Origin of the sequence: Diaphorobacter sp. ED-3 (assembly GCF_027625375.1) — a bacterium.
Classification (GTDB): Bacteria; Pseudomonadota; Gammaproteobacteria; order Burkholderiales; family Burkholderiaceae_C; genus Diaphorobacter; species Diaphorobacter nitroreducens.
Genome location: NZ_CP115182.1, coordinates 1,423,737 through 1,443,484 on the forward strand (window position 1 = coordinate 1,423,737; position 19,748 = coordinate 1,443,484).

Below are 19,748 nucleotides of genomic sequence, written 5' to 3' on the forward strand. Positions count from 1 at the left end.
TTCCATCGGCTTCCATACACGTCCCATCGAGGTACAGCATGTCCCAGTGGTCGCTTTCCCAGCTCCTGTCGTCCCTGCATGAAGACATCCAGCAGCGCTTGTCCGTAGTACGCAAGACCTTCGGTCACCCGGGTACGAAGGGGGATGCGAGCGAGAATGTCTGGATCGACATGCTGGATACCTATCTGCCCAAACGGTACCAGGCGGCGAAGGCGCATGTGGTGGACAGCCTGGGGAACTTCAGCCAGCAGATCGATGTGGTGGTGTTTGATCGGCAATATTCGCCTTTTATCTTCACCTACGAGAACGAGACGATCATTCCAGCCGAAAGCGTGTACGCCGTGTTCGAGGCCAAGCAGACGGCTGACGCGGGGCTTGTGGCCTATGCCCAGGAGAAGGTCGCCAGTGTGCGCAGGCTGCACCGCACGAGCCTGCCGATCCCGCACGCTGGCGGGACCTACCCAGCGAAGCCGTTGATTCCGATTCTGGGTGGCTTGCTCACCTTCGAGAGCGAATGGAGTCCTGCATTGGGCCCATCCATGGACAAGGCGCTGAATGCAAACCTCACCGAGGGGCGTCTGGACATCGGATGCGTTGCCGCCCACGGGCACTTTTTCTATGACCAAGCCAGCGGCGCGTACAGCTACACCAACGAAAACAAGCCGGCGACCGCGTTTCTTTTCAAGCTGATCGCGCAGCTTCAGTTCAGTGGAACGGTCCCCATGATCGATGTGGAGGCTTACGGTCAGTGGTTGACCAAGTGAGGGGTCGCTGTGGCAAGCATACGTTCGGAGTACCACCGGTTCCTGGCGCACTTGACGCAGCGGCACGTGCACGACGACGTGCGCCGGCTGGCGCACCTGGTGCTCGATCACCTGCAGCCACTGGCCGAGGTCGGTGCTGCACGCCGGGGGCGCTCCACGCGCTTGGCGCCGCTGGCCATCGCGCATCTGGCGCAGATGCCTGTCGCCTACGACGGGGACGCGCGCGGCCCCGAAAACGGGCCGGCGCTCGGGCGACTGCACCAGCTCGAAGTCGGGCCGTTTCGAGGATTCATGCGGCAGGAGACGTTCGACCTCAGCCATGACATCACCTTGGTCTACGGTGCCAACGGCACCGGCAAGAGCAGCTTCTGCGAAGCCTTGGAAGTGGCGATGCTCGGTTCGATCAGCGAAGCGCAGGCCAAGCGGGTCGACCAGCGGACGTACTGCAACAACGCTCGCCTGCGCCGCCACATCGCGCCAGTCCTGTCGTCTACGGCGGCGGGCGAAGCGCAGGCCGTCCAGCCCGACGAAGCTGAGTATCGCTTCTGCTTCATCGAGAAGAACCGCCTCGACGATTTCGCCCGAATCGCCGCGCGGACCCCGAGCGATCAGCGCCAGCTCATCGCCACCCTGTTCGGCGTGGACCAGTTCAGCGAGTTCGTGCGCGGCTTCAACCCCTCGCTCGATCAGGACCTGATGCTTGCCGGCGTGCAGGCGGCGCAGCTGGCGCAGCGTCGCCTGCAGTTGGCGAACTCCGAACAGACCATCGCCGCCTACCCGCAGAAGATCGCAGCGGTCGAGGGCCTGGAACAAGCTTTGGCGCAGCGCATGTCACCTGGCGCGACCTATCAAACCTGCGTGGACTGGCTGCTGGGTACGCCGCAGCAGCAAGGACGGCTACCGTATGTCCAGGCTCAGCTGGACGCCAACCCGCCTGCCATTCACGAGGTGACCCAGGCCCGCCTGCAAGCGTTGCTGGCAGAGGCCTACCGCGTCCAGGGACTGTGGCAAGCGTCTTCCGCGCAACTCGCGGCCCGCGCCGGCGAGGTGTCGTACGCGAAGCTCTACGAGGCCGTGCAAGCGTTAGCGGACGGGGCGACCGCGTGTCCGGCATGTGGAACCGGACTGGCCGCCGTGGCGCAGGACCCGTTCGCCAGGGCGCGAATGGGCCTGGAGCAGCTCGCGCAACTGGCCGTCCTGCAGCAGCAAGAGGCCGGGCATCGGACGCAGTTGAGCGAGGCGGTCCGAGCGCTGTGGGACGAAATGCGCCGCGTGGTGGCGGCGGCTGGGGTCGCTTGTCCTGCCGAATCGCAGGCCGCGGGCCTGCCACTGCTGCCTCCCACGTCGGCGGGCAATTGGCTCGGCGGCTGGGTGAATGGGGACCAGCGCGCCTGGCAAGCCCTCTTACGGATCGCACAGATCATCGAAGGCTTCGACGCGCAGGCGCGCGACGTGAATGCCCAGCGCGGCGCGATGGCCCAGGAGCGGGACCGCCTGCAACAGCATCAGCTGGAGATCGAACGGCTGCGGACCATGCGCACGACTGCGGATCAGGAGCTGGCGGCCGCCCGCCAAACCGTGGCCCAGTTCGACGACGCGAACCGCGGCCTAATCCAGGCGGCCACGGACGAAATGCCGGTGGTGGTGCACCATCAGCGGGTCAAGGCCGCCTACGACGGCTTCCTACCCGAGATTCAGGCATACCTGACCGCTCTGCCGGGGGTTCTGCTACAGGGGCTGGGAGACCAAGCCCGCCATCTCTACAACGCATTCAACCGGGCCGATCCGCCCGGCGATCTGCTGCACGCGCTGTGGTTGCCCGTGGCCGAGAACGGCAAGATCGAGGTGGAGTTCGCCGGCGAGCCGGGCGTGCGCTACGACGCGTTGATCGTCTTCAGCGAAGGGCACATCAAATGCTTGGGTCTGGCGATTCTGCTTGCCAAGAACCTCGCGCAGGGCTGCCCCGTGGTCATCTTCGATGACGTCGTCAATGCGATAGACGACGACCATCGCGATGGCATCTGGCGTACCTTCTTCGAGGACGGTTTGCTCCACGGCAAGCAGGTTATCCTCACCTCGCACGCAGAGGAGTTCCTGCACCGCATCCAGCAGGAGTTGGGCGTGCGCCGCGCCGCGGCCATCAAGCGCTACAAGTTTCTCCCGCATCAGGGAGAGCACGAACTGCGGGTCGACAGCGACCCGCCAGCGAAGAACTATGTTCTTCTGGCCCAGCAGGCGTTGGCGGCTGACGAGAAACGCGAGGCACTGCGCCAGGCCCGGCCGGCGCTGGAGAGTCTGACGGACCGCCTGTGGACGTGGCTGGGTCGGCGGGCGGACGGCCGGATCGACATCAAGCTGAGCGGGCCCCGCGCGCCTTGGGAGCTGAACAATAAATGCACCAAGTTGCGGTCGGCCGTCGAGCGTATCGCGGCGCAACATGCGGGTGCGCCGGATGCCGTAGGGGCGTTGGTCAGGCTGCTCAATGTCAGCGGTACGAGTATTGAATGGGGTTACCTCAATAGCGGTGTGCACGACGCTCAGCGCGATCATGAGTTCGATCGGGCGACGGTAAGAACGGTCGTCGAGGCGGTTACGGCGTTGGATGCTGCTCTTGATACCCTGCAGAACCGATGAACGGCACACGGCTTTGCAGAGCAGTGCCGCCCGTGTCACCTCATAAGTACTTCTTGAAGCTGCCTGCGGTCAGGCTGACTGCCATCCCCAGCAACGCCGCGCTGGGCAGCAGGATGACCAGAGGATGCACCGATATGGGCAGAGCGAGATAGGTGACCCAAGGCAGCACGGCCAACGGCATCAGGCTGGCCTTCGCGCGGTGGTAGATGAAGCCGGATTCGCGGCCGGCGCCGAACCGGCGCACATCCCGTCGCACCAGGCCGTCAATCAGGCCGACGAATGCCGCCGTGAGGATCAGGGGCAGCGTGAGCACCAGGACCAGCAGGCGCACCAGGAAGGTGAGCGTCGTGAAGGCCGCAGCGATCAGGTAGCTTTCGGCCCAGACATAGACTTGGCTGATGTAGTAGCGGAAGTTGCGGCTCTGCCCGTGGCTGGCCGAGCGGACGCGCTCGGCGGTCTGGCTCATGCGCTCCAGCAACCCCGAGCGCACGAACACCCACTCGTACCCGGTATCCACCAGCTCGTGCGCCGTGCGCCCCGGCTCCTGCACGACCACGCTGCGCGTGAAGTGGTCGGACAGGTGCCCGAGTTCGTACTGCAGCATCTGCTGGGAGTGGCGCCAGCCCTGGTCCTTCCAGAACAGGTGCATGCCGACGCACTCCACCGCGATCGAGAACAGCAGCGAGCCAATGAGCACCCCGAGCAGCCGGAACGGTAAGGTGATGGTGCCGACGATCAAGCCTTGGCGTTTGTTCTGCTCCCGCTGCGCGGTCGAGGCGGCATCCTTCATGGCACGGCCTCGTTGTCCGCGCCATCGTCGGCGCCGGTGGCCACCGCGCCGGGCTCGGCCGCAGCGGCATCGTCAAGCAGGTCGTCGGGCAAGGCCGGATCCTGCAAGGCCGACGAGCTGGTGAACTCCCACCACTGCGTGGCCTCGCTGTAGCTCTGGCGCATGTACCCGGCCAGTTGCTGCAGGTCCGCCGGCATCACTTCATCCGCGTCCGGCGCCGGCAGCGGCATGCGTACCTTCCAAAGCTGGCCGCCCTGCAGCAGCGCGAAGCACTGGCCCTTGGGCAGGCCGACGACGTGTGACGGCTCGATCATCGGCACGCTGGACATGCTGATGCGGTCCTGGGTGTTCGACGTGAAATCCGTCGCGCCGCGGATGTCTGAGCTGTCCGTCGCGCCCGAGACGATGGTAGTCGTATAGACCTCGACCTTCGGCAACTGCCTCGTCAGCAGTTCCGCGGTGGCCGTCTCGCGCACGCGCAACATGAACAGGTTGTTGAAATTCCCGATCACTTGGCCGGCCTTCGCGCGATTGCCGATGCGGGCCTCGATGTCCGAGAGCGTTTGCGTGTAGGCGGTGACTTGCAGGCCCGCGCCACCGCCCTTGTTGATGAGCGGAATGAACTCGTCACCCATCAATTCATTGAACTCGTCCGCATGCACGTTGATCGGCACGCGCGCACCAGCCGATGCACCCGGCAGTCCATCGTCGATCCCGTGCTTGTAGATGTGGCCTGCGACCGAAACCAGGTCGGAGAACATCGAATTGCCGACCGCCGCGGCGACCTCGGCATCGGACAGCGCATCCAGGCCCACATAGACGACGGCTCGCTTCCTGATCACCTGCATCCAGTCGAAGATCGGCCGTGGGTCGGCCAGGTCGGAGTAGTTCGGCGCCAGGAGCTGGGCGATCTTGCCGCTGGTGAGCTTTTCCAGCAGCGGCAGAAGCGATGCAACGATCTTGTCGAAGTAGGTCTTGTCGTAGCGGACCGCCGAGCGCAGCCCGTCGAGCACCGGGTCGTAGTTGCGCGCCTGGGAGAGGTACTGCTCCAGCGCCACCACGCGCTTCTCGCGCCCGATCATGTTCCTTGGGATGTTCTTCTCGTTGAGCTTGGCCTCGATCTGGACGATCACCTCCCAGGCCTTGGGCTCCGTCTTGGCGAAGTAGTGCTGGGCGTACTCGATGAACAGCGCGTCGATGTTGATGACGTGGCGCTGGATCAGCATGTAGTCCGGGCGCTGCCCCAGTTCCACCAGGGCGCGGGCGATGATGTTCACGAAGCGCCATGCGAACTCGCGGAACGCCGCGCTGTTGCCTTCGCCGGAGAGCTGCCCCGCCACCCGGGTCGCCACTTCGCTGATGCGGCCGAAGCGGCCCACCGCGTTGTAGCGTGCCGAAATGTCCGGCCAGCCCAAGTGGAAGACGTAGAACTCGCCTTCGCGGCCAGCGCGCTGGGCTTCGACGTACATCCGCTTCAAGAGATCGGCATCCCCCTTGGGATCGATGACGATGACGACCTCATGCTCGCCGGCAGCATTCCTGCGGCGGATGTCCTGCGTGACGAACAACTCGGCCAGGCGCGTTTTGCCCACCCGCGTGGTGCCCAGCACCAGCGAGTGGCCGACGCGCTCGCCCAGCGGCAGGCTGACATCCACCTCGTCGGGTTCGATGCCGTGCAGGCGCGGCAGGCCACCGACAGGCGGCAACGGGCGCACGGCGTTGAAAGGCACGTCCCAGCCGGTGAGCTTCGGCAGGCGCGAGAGCGGCAATGGCGCGAATTCCAGCCGTTCCTCCAGGCGCCTGGCCAGGCGGTAGGCCGGCGTCGGCTCGACGTAGCGGCGGAACTCGGGCCGGTACGTCTGCATCAGCCGATGCGTGTGCTTCTGCTCCCAGAGAAAGCCGCGCCCCACGAATAGGCGCTGCTGGCTGACCGGCACGTCCTTGCTGGTCATCACGTACCGCGGCAGACGGCGGATGTTGCGCCGGTAGCGCAGGATGATGCGGGCATCGCGGTAGCGGATCGCGCCGTAGGCGCCGAACGCCAAGGCGCTGCCGATGCCCATGGCCGGGCTCAGCGCGAGCGACCATGGGGCCACCAGGCACAGAAACGCGGCGCCTGCACACGCCGCGACGGTGTATAGCTCCACCGCTGGGCGTAGCAGAACCTCGACCGGCTGTTTGCCTGACATGGCTTCATTGCTCGATGCCGGTGGCCGTGATCAGCGCCGGGTAGTGCCGCAGGCCCAGGCGATCGGCCAGGTCGTCGCCGGCCACGGGCGCGAGCGGTACGCCAGGCACCAGGGCGCGCAGCCGCGCCAGGCCCTGCGCGGTCTCGACGTTGACCACCAGGCCGACCACGCCGCGTTCACGCAAAGCGGCGGCGCGGCGCTGCAACCAGGCCCGGGAAGCCTCGTCGTCGCCGATGACCACGAACGGCCGCAGGCCGGGCGCTTCGATCACCCGTCGCGCGACGGTGCCGGGCGTGAGCTTGGCGCTGCGCACCGGCAGCATCGCGGCTTCGTCCGCTGGCGTGGCGGGAACCCGGGGCGTCGGGATGGGCGGCCGCGCCGGTGCGTTGGCGCGCGGCTGCAGGTTCAGGGCTTCGTAGTACGGCAGCGCCGACGTGCCGCCGCGGTCCTCGACAACGATCAGTGGCTCGCCGGCACGCGAGGCCAGCGGCAGGCCTGACAGCAGCATGAGCAGGCCCGTGAACGCGAGATGGGCGGGATGGGGTTTCGTCATGGGGAGGTCTCCTGGCGCGCCGCGAGGACCGCGGCGGCTGGTCGCGTGCCCTGCACGCGGGCAAGGTGGCGCGACACGCTGCGCCGATAGCGGGCGGCGGGCTCGCCGCCTGCGGGGCGGTGGTAGCGGCCGATCGCCAGCAGCCAGTCCTCGCCGGGGGTGTGCTGCTCCTTCAGGATCTCGGCGGCAACGGCCAGGTTGCGATACGGATCCAGCAGGTCGCACGCGCCGGTAAAGCGGTGCTTGTGGTAGCCGAGGTTGATCTGGCCCAGGCCCGCATCAATGCGCGTGTGCGGCGTGGCGCGCATCGCCTGCTGCAGGTCAGCGCAGGCGTCGGCGCGCGTGGCGAAGCGGCGCGACTGGCCGGCGACGTTGAGGGACCACGGCCACGGCACCAGGCGCCCGTTGCGCCGGATGCCGCTCTCCTGCAAGGCCACGGCGTAGAGCACGGTCGAGGGGATGCCTGCGCGCTGGGCGGCAAGCTGGTAAGCCGGTGGCGGAACCTCCTGGGCCAGGGCGGCAACGGCATACAGGCCGGCAGTGAGCACCAGTGCGCGCAGGGGCATGGCTACGGCTGGCGCTGCCATTGGCCATTCACTTCGCGCACGGCGGCGGGCAGATCGCCGGGCAGGCCCAGCGACAGCCAGCGGCCGCCGTCGTGGTTGAGCGTGATGCTGCCGGCGCGCACGCGCGCCGGATCGACGTTCGCGCGCTTGGCCCAGTCGCGGATGCGCGCATCGTCCTGGCGGCTGCCGACCATGTAGAGGTCGAACTCGGCGCCCGAGGATTGCAGGCGCTGCACGAGTTGCCCGCAGGCCGCGCAGCCGTCCTTGACGAACACCGCCGTGCGGCTACTGCCGCGCACGCCTGCGGCGGTCGGCAGATCATCGGGGAGGTTCACTCGCTGCATGCCGGGGTTCAGGCGCTGCCACGCTTCGTCGTAGGCGCGCTGGTAGGCAAGCAACTTCTCGACGCGCCTTGCCTCGGCTTTCACCTGCATTTCGGCGTAGCGGCGCCGCTCTTCATCGGAGCGAGCCTCGACGCCCAGCGCGGAAAGCGGGTCCAGGTTGGGCGAGTAGATGCCCAGCGGCCCCTCCATCAGTTCGCGGTAGCGCGCCCACTCCTGCGGTTGCAGTCCCCAGTCGCTCGCCACGCGGTCGTCCAGGATGCGGCCGATCACGGGACGCTCCTGGCTCTGGGCATTGCGGGACTGGGCCGTGGCGGGCTGCTGCGCCCAGACGGGCAACTGCGCTGCGGCCAGCAGGAACAGGGTGAGCAAGATCGAGGGCTTCATGGCGGGACGGTCTCCGTCAGGGAATCGCCAAACGGCGGGTCTGCTCGCCGGCCTGGAAGACGGCGGTGTTGCCCTCGATCGCCTGCAAGCGCCACGGGCCGACCGCATCGCCGGGCAGCAGCACGTGAACCTGGTCGGCAGTGAACTCGCCCGTCGCTGGTGCAACGGAAAGGCTGCGCTGGCCGGCTCGCAGTTCGGCACCCACGATGCGGAGCGGCAACGGGAAAGGCTCAGGTTTGGCGGCGGCCTTGCTTGGTGAGCGCGGCTGCGCAGGCACAGCGGCACGAACCGTCGCTTGGCGAGCCTTGGCCTGCTCGACCTCGGCGCGCAGGGCCTGAAGGTCGTCGTTGGAGGCATGGCCGCCCAGCGCCTGTTCAACCTGCGCGATGCGGGCTTCCAGCGCCTGCCGGATGTGCTGCAATTCCGCCGCGGTTGCGGTAGCCGGCCGCTGCTGTACGGTCTCGGTCAGCCCGACCACCTGTGCTTCGAGCTGCTGCAGGCCGGAATCCACCCGTTCCTGGTCGGCCAGGCCATTCATCGCCTGGTGGTTCAGGGCAACGAAGACGCTCAGGCCGATCAGCCAAAGCCAGAGCAGGCTCTGCACGATCACGGCGGCGGTCGAGCGCTGGGAAGGCCGTGGTGCGTTGTTCATGGCTGACCTCCCGCGAGCGGGAACGTCTGCACCGCCTCGGTGGCGAGTGGTTCGGGAACCGGATCGGCATCTGCATCGCGGCCGTGCCGCTCGAAGCAGACCTGTCGCGTCCGGTCATCGGCGTGCAGGTCCCAGGCCGGGCCGGCAAGGGTGAGTAGCGCATCGCGCAAGGTCATAGGGCCGAGGTGCAGATGTGCCGCAGGCAACGGCAGCGCGTACAGCTCGATCACGGCATGCGCGGTCTCGCAAAGGCCATAGCCGCTGCGCTTGAGCACATGCCGCAGCCCGTCGCCAACCGTGGCGCGGGCATCCTCGGGCATGGACACGTCGATGGTCTGCAACAGCAGGTCGCGCTGCGCCGCCGTGGGTGCCAACTCGACCAGGGTGTAGCGGCCGTAGCGCACGACCGGGATGTACTCGGGCGCCTCGGGTTCGGGCGCGGCCGAGACTTCCTCGATGGCATCGGGTGCGAGCGGCGCCGTGGTGGTCGCGCAGCCGCTGGCCAAGGATGCGGCCAGGAGGCCGGCGCCGACCAGGTGCCGGGATACATGGATTGCGGGCATGGCATCGGCTCTTCTGTTGCGATGCCGATACCTTGGCCGCGCGCGGCGGCGCGGTCAGTCAGGAATGCGAACTCGGAGCTACCCGCTTTTGCAGTCCAACACATAGCGCAACCCGCAAACCCAACCGTGGTTTGCACATTGATTCAATACTTGTTGTATTATCGAATAATGCAAGAAGATCAAGCCATTTCCGCCTTAAACGCCCTGGCTCACACCCAGCGCCTGCGCGTGTTCCGCGCCTTGGTCGTTGCTGGGCCGGGCGGACTGACCCCGAGCACGCTAGCCGACCAGCTCGACGTGGCCCGCAACACCTTGTCGTTCCACTTGAAGGAGCTGGCCCATGCTGGCCTCGTCAGCATCGAGCAGCAGGGTCGCAACCTGATTTATCGCGCCGAGTACGGCCGCATGGACGGTCTGATCGGTTACCTGACCGAGCATTGCTGCCAAGGTGGCGTATGCGAGGTTTCTCCATCCAAGACCTGCTGCTGACCATGACCGATACCACTTACAACGCCTTGTTCATCTGTACGGGCAATTCGGCCCGCTCCATCCTCGCCGAAGGCATCCTCAACGACATAGGCCAGGGGCGGTTTCACGCCTGGTCGGCAGGCAGCCATCCGAAAGGCGAGGTTCACCCGCTGGCGCTCGCTACGCTAGAGCGGCTGCACCTGCCGACAACGGGCTACCGCAGCAAGAGCTGGGACGAATTCTTGAAGCCCGATGCGCCGGTGTTCGATTTCATCTTCACTGTCTGCGACAACGCCGCCGGCGAGGCCTGTCCGCTGTGGCCGGGCAAGCCGGTTTCGGCGCATTGGGGCGTGCCTGACCCGGCCGCGGTGGAAGGCACCCAGGAACGACAAAGCAAAGCATTCTTCGACACCGCCATGACGCTGCGCCGACGCATCGAGTTGTTCCTGTCGCTGCCGATCAAAAGTCTCGATGCCATGTCGTTGCAGCGCGAATTGCGCGACATCGGCCGTCAGTGAGGCCCGCGCGATGAGTGCAACCAATACCGCCGGCACCGCGCCCGCAAACTCCGCGATGAGCGGTTTTGAGCGTTACCTGACGCTATGGGTGGCGGTGTGCATCGTCGCCGGCATCGCGCTCGGCCAGTTCGCGCCCGCCGCATTCCAGGCCATCGGCCGCATGGAGATTGCCCAGGTCAACCTGCCGGTCGGCCTGCTGATCTGGGTAATGATCATCCCCATGCTGCTGAAGGTGGACTTCGCCGCGCTCGGCCAGGTGCGCCAGCATTGGCGGGGCATGGGGGTCACCCTGTTCATCAATTGGGCCGTCAAGCCGTTCTCAATGGCGCTGCTGGCGTGGATCTTCATCCGCCACGTCTTTGCCGACTGGCTGCCCGCCGATCAGCTCGACAACTATATCGCCGGCCTGATCCTGTTGGCTGCTGCACCGTGTACCGCAATGGTTTTCGTTTGGAGTCGGCTGACTGGCGGTGATCCGGTATTTACGCTGTCGCAAGTGGCCTTGAACGACACCATCATGGTGTTCGCCTTCGCACCCATCGTCGGCCTGCTGCTGGGCCTGTCGTCGATCACGGTGCCGTGGGACACCTTGCTGGTGTCGGTGGGTTTGTACATCGTCATTCCGGTCATCCTGGCCCAGCTCTGGCGCCGGGCGCTGCTGAGCAAGGGGCAGGCCGTGTTCGATCGAACACTGGAACGCATCGGCCCGTTGTCCATCGCCGCGCTGTTGCTGACGCTGGTGCTGCTGTTCGCCTTCCAGGGCGAGGCCATCATCCGGCAGCCGCTGGTGATCGCCATGCTGGCGGTGCCGATCCTGATCCAGGTGTTCTTCAATTCCGGTCTGGCGTACTGGCTCAACCGCCAGGCGGGCGAAAAGCACTGCGTCGCGGGGCCATCCGCGTTGATTGGTGCCAGCAACTTCTTCGAGCTGGCCGTGGCCGCCGCCATCAGCCTGTTCGGCTTCCATTCCGGCGCAGCACTCGCAACAGTGGTCGGCGTGCTCATCGAGGTGCCGGTCATGCTGCTGGTGGTGCGCGTGGTCAATCGCTCACGCGGCTGGTACGAACGCCGCGCGACCACTTCGTAATCTCCAAGAGGCATCCATGAGCACCATCACGATCTACCACAACCCAGCCTGCGGCACCTCGCGCAACGTGCTGGGCCTGATCCGCAACAGCGGCGAGGAACCGACCATCATCGAGTACCTGAAAACGCCGCCCGACCGCGACACGCTCCAGGCGCTGATCGCGGCGATGGGCGTTCCGGTGCGAGACGTGCTGCGCGAGAAAGGCACGCCCTATGCCGAACTCGACCTGGGCAACCCGAAGTGGAGCGACGACGACCTGATCGGCTTCATGCTCCAGCATCCCATCCTCATCAACCGGCCTATCGTGGTCACGCCGCTAGGCACGCGCCTGTGCCGGCCTTCGGAAGCCGTGCTCGACCTGCTGCCGCAGCCGCAGCGCGGCGCGTTCAGCAAGGAAGACGGCGAACCGGTGGTCGATCAGGATGGCCGCCGTGTCTGAATCCCGTCTCGACCTGCCGAACATCGACGCGGCGCTGTTCCAGCAATCGGACACCGAACACCTGTTCGCGCCGGCACGGGTCACGCACGCGCCGCGCTTCCTGCTGCTCTACGGCTCGCTGCGAGAACGCTCGTTCAGCCGCCTCGCCGCCGAAGAAGCGGCGCGCATCCTGCGGGCGCTGGGCGGCGAGACCCGATTGTTCAATCCGTCCGGCCTGCCGCTGGTGGACGATGCGCCAGCCGATCACCCCAAGGTGAAGGAACTGCACGAACTGGTGCAATGGGCCGAAGGCATGGTGTGGAGTTCGCCGGAGCGCCACGGCGCGATGACCGGCCTGATGAAGACGCAAATCGACTGGATTCCGCTGTCGGTCGGCGCGGTGCGCCCGACCCAGGGCAAGACGCTGGCAGTGATGCAGGTATCGGGCGGCTCGCAGTCCTTCAACGCCGTCAACCAGATGCGCGTGCTGGGCCGCTGGATGCGGATGCTGACCATCCCGAACCAGTCCTCGGTCGCCAAGGCGTACCAGGAGTTCGACGAGGCCGGGCGCATGAAGCCCTCGGACTATTACGACCGCATCGTGGACGTAATGGAAGAACTGATGAAGTTCACGCTGCTCACGCGCGACGCGGTCCCCTATCTGGTGGATCGGTACAGCGAGCGCAAGGAGAGCGCTGAATCACTGTCCAGGCGTGTACGGCAAGGTGCAATTTGACGCTGCGAGGCGCTGAAAAAAAGCCGACGACCTCTCGGTCGTCGGCATTGCGTGAAGTTCAGGCGGCGACCAATTGCCGGGCCAGTGCGACCTCGACGGAATCACCGTCCTGGTTGAGTACATCCAGCCCGGATTCGGGCACGTCGCCCGAGGTGGACTGCGAGACCATGATCTTCTTGGCCATCAGCTCCAGGCAGGTCATCTGCGAGGAACCGGAGTAGCCGAGGTAGATCACGCGCACCGGCTGCTTCTGCCCGATGCGCCAGGAGCGGCGTGCCGCCTGCTGGAGCGAGTACACGTTGTAGCCCGACTGCATGAATACGATCGTCGGGAAGTCCAACAGGTCCAACCCCGTCTTGACCAATTCGGGATTGGTGATGAGCACGTCGATGCCACGATCCAGTTGCTCCGCAATCCAGTCTTCGCGACGGCTGGCATCCACGCTTGCGCGCAGCACCGCCACCCGAAAACCTTCCTGCTCCAGCAGCACCTTCAACCGGCTGGTCGTGTCGCGTGTGCCGGTATAGACCGTGTAGGCCAGGACCTTGCGGCCCTGGGCCTTCTCTTCCTTGCAGATCTCGATCAGCTCACGCTCCTTGGGGCTGATCTCGAACTCGTTGAACTGAGCCGGGACGAACGCCAAGGTGTTGCGCGTGCGCGGATGCACCACGGTTTCCGACCGGAAGCAGCAATCCGGCCAGGCCAGCAGCACGTTGAGCACCACCCCCAGCAAGGTCGTATCGCGTCGCGCCAGAGCCTGTTTCAACTCCGCGGTCAGCCGACCCGCCAGATCGCGGTAGGCCGCGGCTTGCGCCGTGTCCATTGCGACCTCACGGAACTCTTCGTCATACGGCGGAAGCACGTTGCCGCCGATGTCTCTGAGCTTCAGGAAGATCGTGAACGGCAGGATGCAGCGCAACACGCCCTTGGGGCCGAAGCCTGGGGCCTTGACCGTTCTGACACTGACTTTCGTGCCTTTCGCGGTCTTGTGCGCCGTGCCGGTGCTCTCGGAATAAATGTCCTTCAAGACACCGTGATCGCGCATGAACGCCATCGCGGCCGAGGTCATGCTGCCGCTCGTGGTCGGGCGGTAGCCGTCTTCGATCATCCGCCCGGGAAGGGCTCGGAACAGCAGGTAGAACAGATCGTCGCCGTAGCCGCCCATCAGCGTGCCGGTCAGCAGCAAGGTCTTGCGAGCCTTCGCTGCCAGCACGCCCATGGCCTGGCCTTGGGCACTGCCACCGTTCTTGTACTCGTGGGCCTCGTCGGCGATGAGCAGGTCGAACGTGCCTTGCGGCAGGTAGCGTTTGATGAACTCGGACGGCTGGTAGCCGCCCTCGCCAAAGCCAAACTCCATATTGGCCATAGCGCGTTCCATGCGCGTAGCCTGGCGGTCGGAAAACACCAGCTCGCCGTTGCCGTCCATGAGGTTGATGAACTCATGGATGTTGTCGCCCAGCATCGACGCCAGGAACCCGTCACCGAACTTCTGCATCAGCTTCTGCGCAGTGACTTGCCCGATGGTCGGGATGCGCTTCAAGGCTTTCAGCACGGCCGAGGACTGGTCGCTGCCGGACAGGCTGCGCGGGCGGATCAGCGTCCACAGGGGCGCGGCGCAATGGCTGCACTTCCTGCGGTACTCCTCGGCTTCGAGCGCGACCGGGTTGACCGGCTCGCCGTCGAGGTCGGTGATGACCGTGCCGCAGTCAGGGCACGCTGCCACGTCGCCATGGCGGGTGCGCCGCGTGGTGAAGACGGGCTTCCAGTGGAATCCCATCCGCATCCGCACGCGCCCCAGGACAAAGAACTCCTGGCCCGTGGGCTGCACACCCAACTGCTCGCGCAGCTTGATGAGTTTGACCAGCGTATCCGGGCCGTTGAGCACCCAGACCTTGGCGCCTGCCACCGTCTCCTGGATCTCACGCCGCCACTTGTAAACAAGGTGCGGCGGCGAAAGTACCAGGGTGCGGCAGTAGCCTTCGGCGTTGAGAACGGCGGCCGTGGCGATGCCAACGGTCGTCTTGCCGCAGCCCATTTCGCCATTGACGATCGCGGCGCGTTCGCCACGGTCGATCAGCAGCTCGGCGGCGGCATGGACGACTTCGGCCTGAGCCTGGAACAGCTTGCGCTTGAGGCTGGCGACGACGAGTTGGCGATGCGCCTGCGGTTGGCCGGTATAGACCGGCGGGTTGGCGCGGTTGAGCGAGTCGAGCAGTTCGTCGCCGAACTCACCGACGAAATCCTGAAGGCTCAGGGTCAGAGGGGATGATTCCGCGTCGAGCAGTTCGCCCTGTACGGGCGCGGCGTCAGCGGCAGTGGTTTCGAGATCGAGGGACATGGTGATGCTCCAATGAAAAATGGGGCATGCACCACCCCCAGCGGGGCAATGGCACGCCCCGTGATGGGAAGTACATCGGCGCGCGGCCGAAGGTGGTTGAAGATGCTGGCCTGAGTGGCCTGCGGGTGAACCGTGCTCAGTCTTCGGACGGCAGCACGATGGCGGTGACACTGCGCCCCGCATCGGTGATGATGCGAATGGCGAGTCCCGGGTGGATCACATAGTGCGATTCCAGCGACGCGCCCGATTGAAGTGCAACGCCGTTGGCGTGCCATTGGTAGACGTTGACGTCACCCCAGTCGCCACGGGTGTGGCGCCTGAAGTACGGAATCGGGTCCAGGCGACCCGCGCGGACAAGGCGATCAATGCCTCGGCTGAAGATGAGCGCCCCGATGGGGAACGCCAGCCTCTGGCAGTAGGTTTCGATGCGATGCGATGCCATGGGCTCCTCCTTGAAAGGCTATTGAGCCACGACACCCCTGGCGGAGTGAAGTGGCTCCGTCAAGTGGATGGGATGACGAGGCGGCGCCTTCAGATCAGGTCGCGCTCTTCGGGAAGCTGGACCACCGTGGTCTGGTGGTCTTCGCTGGTCTTCACGAGCAACACCAGTTCCGGCGTGATCCGGTACTGGGAGATCATCAGGTTGTCCTGTTGGATTGCGACGTCGTTGGCTTGGCGGGTGGCCTCATCGATCTCGCCCCAGTCCCCGCGCACATGGCGCTGGACATAGGCCAAGGGGTCGATCAGGCCTCGCCGAGCCAGCCAATGCACCTTCTCGCTCAACTTCAACGTACTCGGTGCGAACAAGGGTTGCTTGCGCGGCGCAGGCCGCTTGAATGGATTGGGGAACATGGTGTTTCTCCTTCGAGGTGGTACAGCAGGACGGCAGCGCGTCCGGTGGATCAGCGGATGGTCAACACCTCGCCCCGTGTCGGGGAGCCAGGCGTCATGTCCCACGCGCGGATGACAGGCACGAACTTGTCGGTGAGGATGCGTGTCTCGGCGATGGAGCCGTCTTCGCGTTCGGTGAATTCCCGCTGGAGCGTCTTGTCCTTGTGGGTGTCACCTTTGACGACGAGCACGCGCCCCGTCTGGGAGCGCACGACGCCGGAGATCGCGCCCGCGGCCAGAGCCAGGGCGAGATGCCAGTGGGACAAGGCCCGCGCCGGTGGACGCAGCGACTGCTGCGCGGTCCCCAAGTGCGTGTCCAGCGACGGCCAAAGGCCTTGCAGCCGGCCAACCTCGTCGGCGAACTGTTCGGGCTCCATCGTCACGCGGAAGAAATGCTCCGGCTCGGCCGGACTGGCGGGGACGATGTACGGCAGGAACGGCCATTCGCTCGGCAGTTCCTCGGCTTCGACTTCGCCAAGCCCAACCTGCAGCAGCAGATTGCGCACGGCCTTGACGCCATCGGGTGCCAGCTCCCGCTGACGGACCCGGCGGCCGAAGATCACCACCTGCTTGAACTGCGTTTCCACCGCTCGGTAGATACGCAGATCGGTGTAGTGGCGCGTCAACCAGCCGACCAGCTCCGCGTCGAGCACGTAGCCGGGGACGATGAAGACCAGCACGCCGCCGTATTGCAACAGCGACAGCGAACGCTGATAGAACAGCTTTTCGAGGCGGGCACGGCCCTGGCCCTGATAGCCGATGTTGCCGTTGACGTCCTTGGACAGGTCGCCATACGGTGGATTCAGCCACAGTAGTCCGAAGGACTGCTTGGAGATCATCGTGTCCATCAGGTCCGCGTGCAGGCAGTGATCGACCAGGCCGCGGGCATGGCGCGCCCGCTCGGCGTCGAATTCGACGGCGAACGCCTTGGTCTGTTCGCGCCCGAGGGCATGAGAGGCTTCGGCGATTGCCACGCCTTCACCGGCGCAGGGATCGAGGATGCACATCGGCCCGTCGCTGGGCATCAGTGCGTTGAGGGCTCTTTCGAGCGTGGGTTCGTCGGTCGGGTAGTACCCATTTTTGGCGAAATTGCGGGCGAGCCGCGGGAACATGAGAGCCATGGAAGTCTCCTGGTTGGCGGGGATGAATGACGGAAGCACGCCAAGGCGTGCCTCCGAGGGTGGGTCAAGCCGCTACCGCTTCCGGCGTCCAAATCTTGGCCGGATAGGGATAGGCGGTGAGCGCGTCACTGCGGATCAGGGAGCCCAGCGCCAAGCTCAGCGCCGGCACGTCGATGGCGAGCCGATGGCCTTCCAGCGGCCCGAGGGCGAACGGAAGGCGGGCCAGCATCTCGCGGCTTTGCAGCAGTTCCAGCACGGTCTCGCGCCAGTGGTCGAGCAGCGGCAACGGGCAGGTGTCCCGCACCAGCATCCACAGGCGGTCAAGCCGGTGGGCGCTGTCACGTGGCAGCAGTGCCAATGCGCTGGCGTTGGCCTTGTCGGGCTTGACGCAGCGCCGGTCGAACAGCCACACGTTGGACAGCGAACCGAACAGCGTTCGCCGGTAGGCGCGCGTGATGCGCTTTTCCAGGCGATCGACGTTGCCGATGAATACCGGGACGCTGCCGCCCTGGTCGGTGATGACGTGGAACTGGTCCAGTCCCTGCTCGTCGCGCCCGAGGGTCAGGCGTGCAAGGAACTGCTGGACGGCGGTGTCCCGCGCCCAGATGGACAGGAAGATCAGGTTGCCCTGGTCATCGCCGACGCAGGCGTCGGCCATCACGTCCGGGCATTCGTCGATGCGGTACAGCGTGGAAGAAGTGTTTGCGGGCATGGTGGTGTCCTCGGATGAACGGGAACAGCACCGCCCGCTGGGGCAAGTACTGCCCCAGGGGGTGGAAGAAAACCGCTCAGTCCGGCTCGAACTGTTGGGTGTGCGGATTGAAGTGAAGCGCCTCGTCCACCGCGGTGATCGGCGTGAAGCCGTCCAGGTAGATGTTGTTGAGGTACTGGTCGCGGTAGGTCAGCGCCTGCCGTGCCTGCTCCTCGGTGAGGCCGTTGTCGATGAAGTACCCCAGCATTTCCTCGTCGGAGGAAACTTCGTCGTTGGACAAACTGCCTTCAACGAGCTTCAACAGCGAGAGCGGGAGTGCAGCCAGGATCGGGTCCATGTCGGTTCCTCCTGGCTCAGGCCAACAGCGCCGCGGCGGGTGCCGTGACAGCCGTGGGTGTGCGCCGCCGGGCGTGGTAGGCGCGAACGCCTGCACGCCAGTCGGCGGACTGCTCCGGTGCGAGGTCCAGATAGGACAGCGGGCACGAGTAATAGTACGGATGCATGGACTCTTCCAGCGGCTTGTAGCCCCACTGGTTGCCGCTGCGTTCCAGCAGATCGCAGCGGATGTAGCGCAGGGACTGGCCCGGCGCGAGATCACGATGCACACCTTCGACCTTGGCGGTCAGTTCGACCACGGACCACAGCACGTTGCCGCGCAATGCGTGAGCGATAACCTTCGCGCTGACGCGCTCGGTCTGCTGTGGTGCGATCAGTTCCGCGATCAGTTCAGACCGCGATTGGGGAGAGAAATACCAGCCCATGAGAGGCCTCCTCGAAAAGTTGAGCTGGAGGCCTCCCCGTGGGGAAGAACCCCCAGTGGGTGATGGAATGCCGCAGGTGCAGCGAAGGAAAACCTATGCCTTGGCCTTAGTCCCAGTCGTCATCGTCGCGATCACAACCGGCCGGGCAGCAGCCGAACTCGATCCCATGCGAGCAATAGCCATGCTCCGCATTCCAGTCCTGGGTTTCCTGCCGTTCGGCAGGTGTTGCGTAGTCCCATTCCTGGGCCGCGATTTCGAGAGCCTGAGCACGTTGCTCATCCGGCAAACGATTGGCCTGTGCGTCGATCGCCGAACTGAAGAGCGTCACGTAGTGGTCGTAGGACAAGCCGCAACCGCGCTGGGCGTGTGCGGCGGCCGCCTTGCAGAGTTCCCGCCACGCGGGTTCATCCAACGTTGAACGCGGGGTATCGCAAGCGATGGTGAACATAATGGGGACCTCCAGAAAATGGCCAGGGCCTCCCCCGCATGGGGAAGGAACCCCGGCAGGTGGATGAAGAACACCGCGCATGCGGCGTCTGCTCACGCAGCTTGTGGTTCGGCCTGGCGGCTCCACTCCTGCGTCTTGAAGTCCAGCGCGTAGCCCAGCTCGCCCAGGCGGGCGATCTGCGCGCGCAGGGTGCGGCGGTCGATGGTCGAATCCAGTTTCACGGACTCGCCCAGCGGCCACAGCAGGCCGAACAGCGCGGCGTCACCGTCTTCGGTGCTGCCGGGGGCAGCGGCCGCAGCAGGCGGTGGCGCATCCACGCCGAAGGGCGTGGTATCGACCAGCGGGTCCGCGGACGCCTGCACGGGTGCGGGCTTGGCAGGCCTGGATGCCTTGGCGGGCTTGGCCGGCGTTGCCGCAGGCTGCGCCCCTTGCTCTTCATCGAGCGGATCGACGTCCTGGGTGGCGAAGCTGCGGGCTTCGTCGCGGCTCAGTTTGTCGATGCCATTGAGCGTCATCCCGTCGAGGCTGGCGCGGATCTCGAACCGCATGCCGCCCCCGACCGGGTAGGACTTCGGAAAGATGTAGCGGATCACAAACTCCCCGTCGTATTTCCCTTCGGGGTACTGCTCCAGTTCCGGGTCTTTGACCTCGAACGTACCGAGGTGCGTCGCGAGGCGGCCGACCGTGAACGGGCCGTTCTTGCCGCGAATGGTGCGCAGCGTGAGCTGGCCGGGGACGACGATGGGCGCGACCGATTTCTCGGGTGCCGGTGTGGCTGCCATGATGGTTCTCCTTGAAGAATAGGAAAAAG

The 19,748-nt window shown here is 65.6% G+C and carries 23 protein-coding genes; 7 read left to right on the top strand and 16 right to left on the bottom strand.

What is annotated here, in order from left to right:
* Positions 1-38: 38 nt before the first annotated feature.
* Positions 39-764: a CBASS effector endonuclease NucC gene (nucC, locus tag PCQ86_RS06925; protein WP_003050273.1), complete on the top strand. Its 726-nt coding sequence runs from the start codon at positions 39-41 to the stop codon at positions 762-764.
* Positions 765-773: 9 nt separating this feature from the next.
* Positions 774-3,398 carry an AAA family ATPase gene (locus tag PCQ86_RS06930; RefSeq protein WP_011804675.1) on the top strand — a complete coding sequence of 875 codons (2,625 nt, stop codon included), beginning with the start codon at positions 774-776 and terminating at the stop codon, positions 3,396-3,398.
* A gap of 40 nt (positions 3,399-3,438) precedes the next feature.
* On the opposite strand, the gene PCQ86_RS06935 is transcribed toward PCQ86_RS06930, so the two are convergent.
* Genes PCQ86_RS06935 through pilL2 form a run of 7 tightly spaced genes read right to left on the bottom strand, consistent with a single transcriptional unit; the run spans position 3,439 to position 9,439 of the window.
* Positions 3,439-4,188 (bottom strand): TIGR03747 family integrating conjugative element membrane protein, encoded by a 750-nt coding sequence (locus tag PCQ86_RS06935; RefSeq protein WP_023108453.1) that lies wholly within the window; start codon positions 4,186-4,188, stop codon positions 3,439-3,441.
* The gene (traD, locus tag PCQ86_RS06940; RefSeq protein WP_270175143.1) at positions 4,185-6,377 is read right to left on the bottom strand and encodes a type IV conjugative transfer system coupling protein TraD; all 2,193 of its coding nucleotides are present in this window, start codon (positions 6,375-6,377) and stop codon (positions 4,185-4,187) included. Before traD ends, PCQ86_RS06935 begins: the two co-directional genes overlap by 4 nt.
* 4 nt (positions 6,378-6,381) lie before the next feature.
* A complete protein-coding gene (locus PCQ86_RS06945) occupies positions 6,382-6,930 on the bottom strand; it encodes an integrating conjugative element protein (RefSeq protein WP_196995167.1) in 549 nt (182 codons plus the stop codon).
* Positions 6,927-7,517: a transglycosylase SLT domain-containing protein gene (locus PCQ86_RS06950; protein ID WP_196995168.1), complete on the bottom strand. Its 591-nt coding sequence runs from the start codon at positions 7,515-7,517 to the stop codon at positions 6,927-6,929. The genes PCQ86_RS06945 and PCQ86_RS06950 overlap by 4 nt, the downstream gene beginning before the upstream one ends.
* On the bottom strand, positions 7,499-8,224 hold the full coding sequence (locus tag PCQ86_RS06955) for a TIGR03759 family integrating conjugative element protein (protein WP_011804680.1): 726 nt from the start codon (positions 8,222-8,224) through the stop codon (positions 7,499-7,501). Before PCQ86_RS06955 ends, PCQ86_RS06950 begins: the two co-directional genes overlap by 19 nt.
* Positions 8,225-8,240: 16 nt before the next feature.
* The gene (locus PCQ86_RS06960; protein ID WP_011804681.1) at positions 8,241-8,876 is read right to left on the bottom strand and encodes a hypothetical protein; all 636 of its coding nucleotides are present in this window, start codon (positions 8,874-8,876) and stop codon (positions 8,241-8,243) included.
* Positions 8,873-9,439, bottom strand: a complete 567-nt coding sequence (pilL2, locus tag PCQ86_RS06965) for a PFGI-1 class ICE element type IV pilus protein PilL2 (protein ID WP_270175144.1) — start codon at positions 9,437-9,439, stop codon at positions 8,873-8,875. Before pilL2 ends, PCQ86_RS06960 begins: the two co-directional genes overlap by 4 nt.
* Positions 9,440-9,607: 168 nt before the next feature.
* On the opposite strand from pilL2, the gene PCQ86_RS06970 reads away from it, so the two are divergent.
* From PCQ86_RS06970 to arsH, 5 genes are read left to right on the top strand one after another with little or no spacing between them, the layout of a single operon-like run.
* A complete protein-coding gene (locus PCQ86_RS06970; RefSeq protein WP_023108449.1) occupies positions 9,608-9,928 on the top strand; it encodes an ArsR/SmtB family transcription factor in 321 nt (106 codons plus the stop codon).
* Between the two features lie 2 nt (positions 9,929-9,930).
* A complete protein-coding gene (locus tag PCQ86_RS06975; protein ID WP_011804684.1) occupies positions 9,931-10,425 on the top strand; it encodes an arsenate reductase ArsC in 495 nt (164 codons plus the stop codon).
* A gap of 10 nt (positions 10,426-10,435) precedes the next feature.
* Positions 10,436-11,512, top strand: a complete 1,077-nt coding sequence (gene arsB / locus PCQ86_RS06980) for an ACR3 family arsenite efflux transporter (RefSeq protein WP_270175145.1) — start codon at positions 10,436-10,438, stop codon at positions 11,510-11,512.
* Between the two features lie 16 nt (positions 11,513-11,528).
* Positions 11,529-11,951, top strand: a complete 423-nt coding sequence (gene arsC, locus PCQ86_RS06985; RefSeq protein WP_011804686.1) for an arsenate reductase (glutaredoxin) — start codon at positions 11,529-11,531, stop codon at positions 11,949-11,951.
* A complete protein-coding gene (gene arsH, locus PCQ86_RS06990; RefSeq protein WP_023108446.1) occupies positions 11,944-12,666 on the top strand; it encodes an arsenical resistance protein ArsH in 723 nt (240 codons plus the stop codon). Before arsC ends, arsH begins: the two co-directional genes overlap by 8 nt.
* 58 nt (positions 12,667-12,724) lie before the next feature.
* Here the strand turns inward: arsH and PCQ86_RS06995 are convergent, their stop codons facing one another.
* From PCQ86_RS06995 to PCQ86_RS07035, 9 genes are all read right to left on the bottom strand, one after another.
* On the bottom strand, positions 12,725-15,004 hold the full coding sequence (locus PCQ86_RS06995; protein WP_033986397.1) for a helicase-related protein: 2,280 nt from the start codon (positions 15,002-15,004) through the stop codon (positions 12,725-12,727).
* A gap of 136 nt (positions 15,005-15,140) precedes the next feature.
* Positions 15,141-15,446, bottom strand: coding sequence for a hypothetical protein (locus PCQ86_RS07000; protein WP_011804740.1), 306 nt, complete (start codon positions 15,444-15,446; stop codon positions 15,141-15,143).
* Positions 15,447-15,535: 89 nt separating this feature from the next.
* Complete coding sequence (locus PCQ86_RS07005; protein WP_003098896.1) at positions 15,536-15,856, bottom strand: hypothetical protein; 321 nt, start codon at positions 15,854-15,856, stop codon at positions 15,536-15,538.
* A 50-nt stretch (positions 15,857-15,906) separates the two neighbouring features.
* On the bottom strand, positions 15,907-17,040 hold the full coding sequence (locus tag PCQ86_RS07010) for a DUF6094 domain-containing protein (protein ID WP_254917107.1): 1,134 nt from the start codon (positions 17,038-17,040) through the stop codon (positions 15,907-15,909).
* A 40-nt stretch (positions 17,041-17,080) separates the two neighbouring features.
* Positions 17,081-17,728, bottom strand: a complete 648-nt coding sequence (locus PCQ86_RS07015) for a hypothetical protein (RefSeq protein ID WP_003098901.1) — start codon at positions 17,726-17,728, stop codon at positions 17,081-17,083.
* Between the two features lie 76 nt (positions 17,729-17,804).
* Positions 17,805-18,065: a hypothetical protein gene (locus PCQ86_RS07020; RefSeq protein WP_003098905.1), complete on the bottom strand. Its 261-nt coding sequence runs from the start codon at positions 18,063-18,065 to the stop codon at positions 17,805-17,807.
* Positions 18,066-18,081: 16 nt separating this feature from the next.
* Positions 18,082-18,489: a hypothetical protein gene (locus tag PCQ86_RS07025; protein WP_011804742.1), complete on the bottom strand. Its 408-nt coding sequence runs from the start codon at positions 18,487-18,489 to the stop codon at positions 18,082-18,084.
* Positions 18,490-18,595: 106 nt separating this feature from the next.
* Positions 18,596-18,937, bottom strand: a complete 342-nt coding sequence (locus tag PCQ86_RS07030) for a hypothetical protein (RefSeq protein ID WP_023108442.1) — start codon at positions 18,935-18,937, stop codon at positions 18,596-18,598.
* Positions 18,938-19,029: 92 nt separating this feature from the next.
* Entirely contained in the window at positions 19,030-19,719 is a 690-nt protein-coding gene (locus PCQ86_RS07035) for a DUF3275 family protein (RefSeq protein WP_011804693.1), read from the bottom strand.
* Between the last annotated feature and the right edge of the window lie 29 nt (positions 19,720-19,748).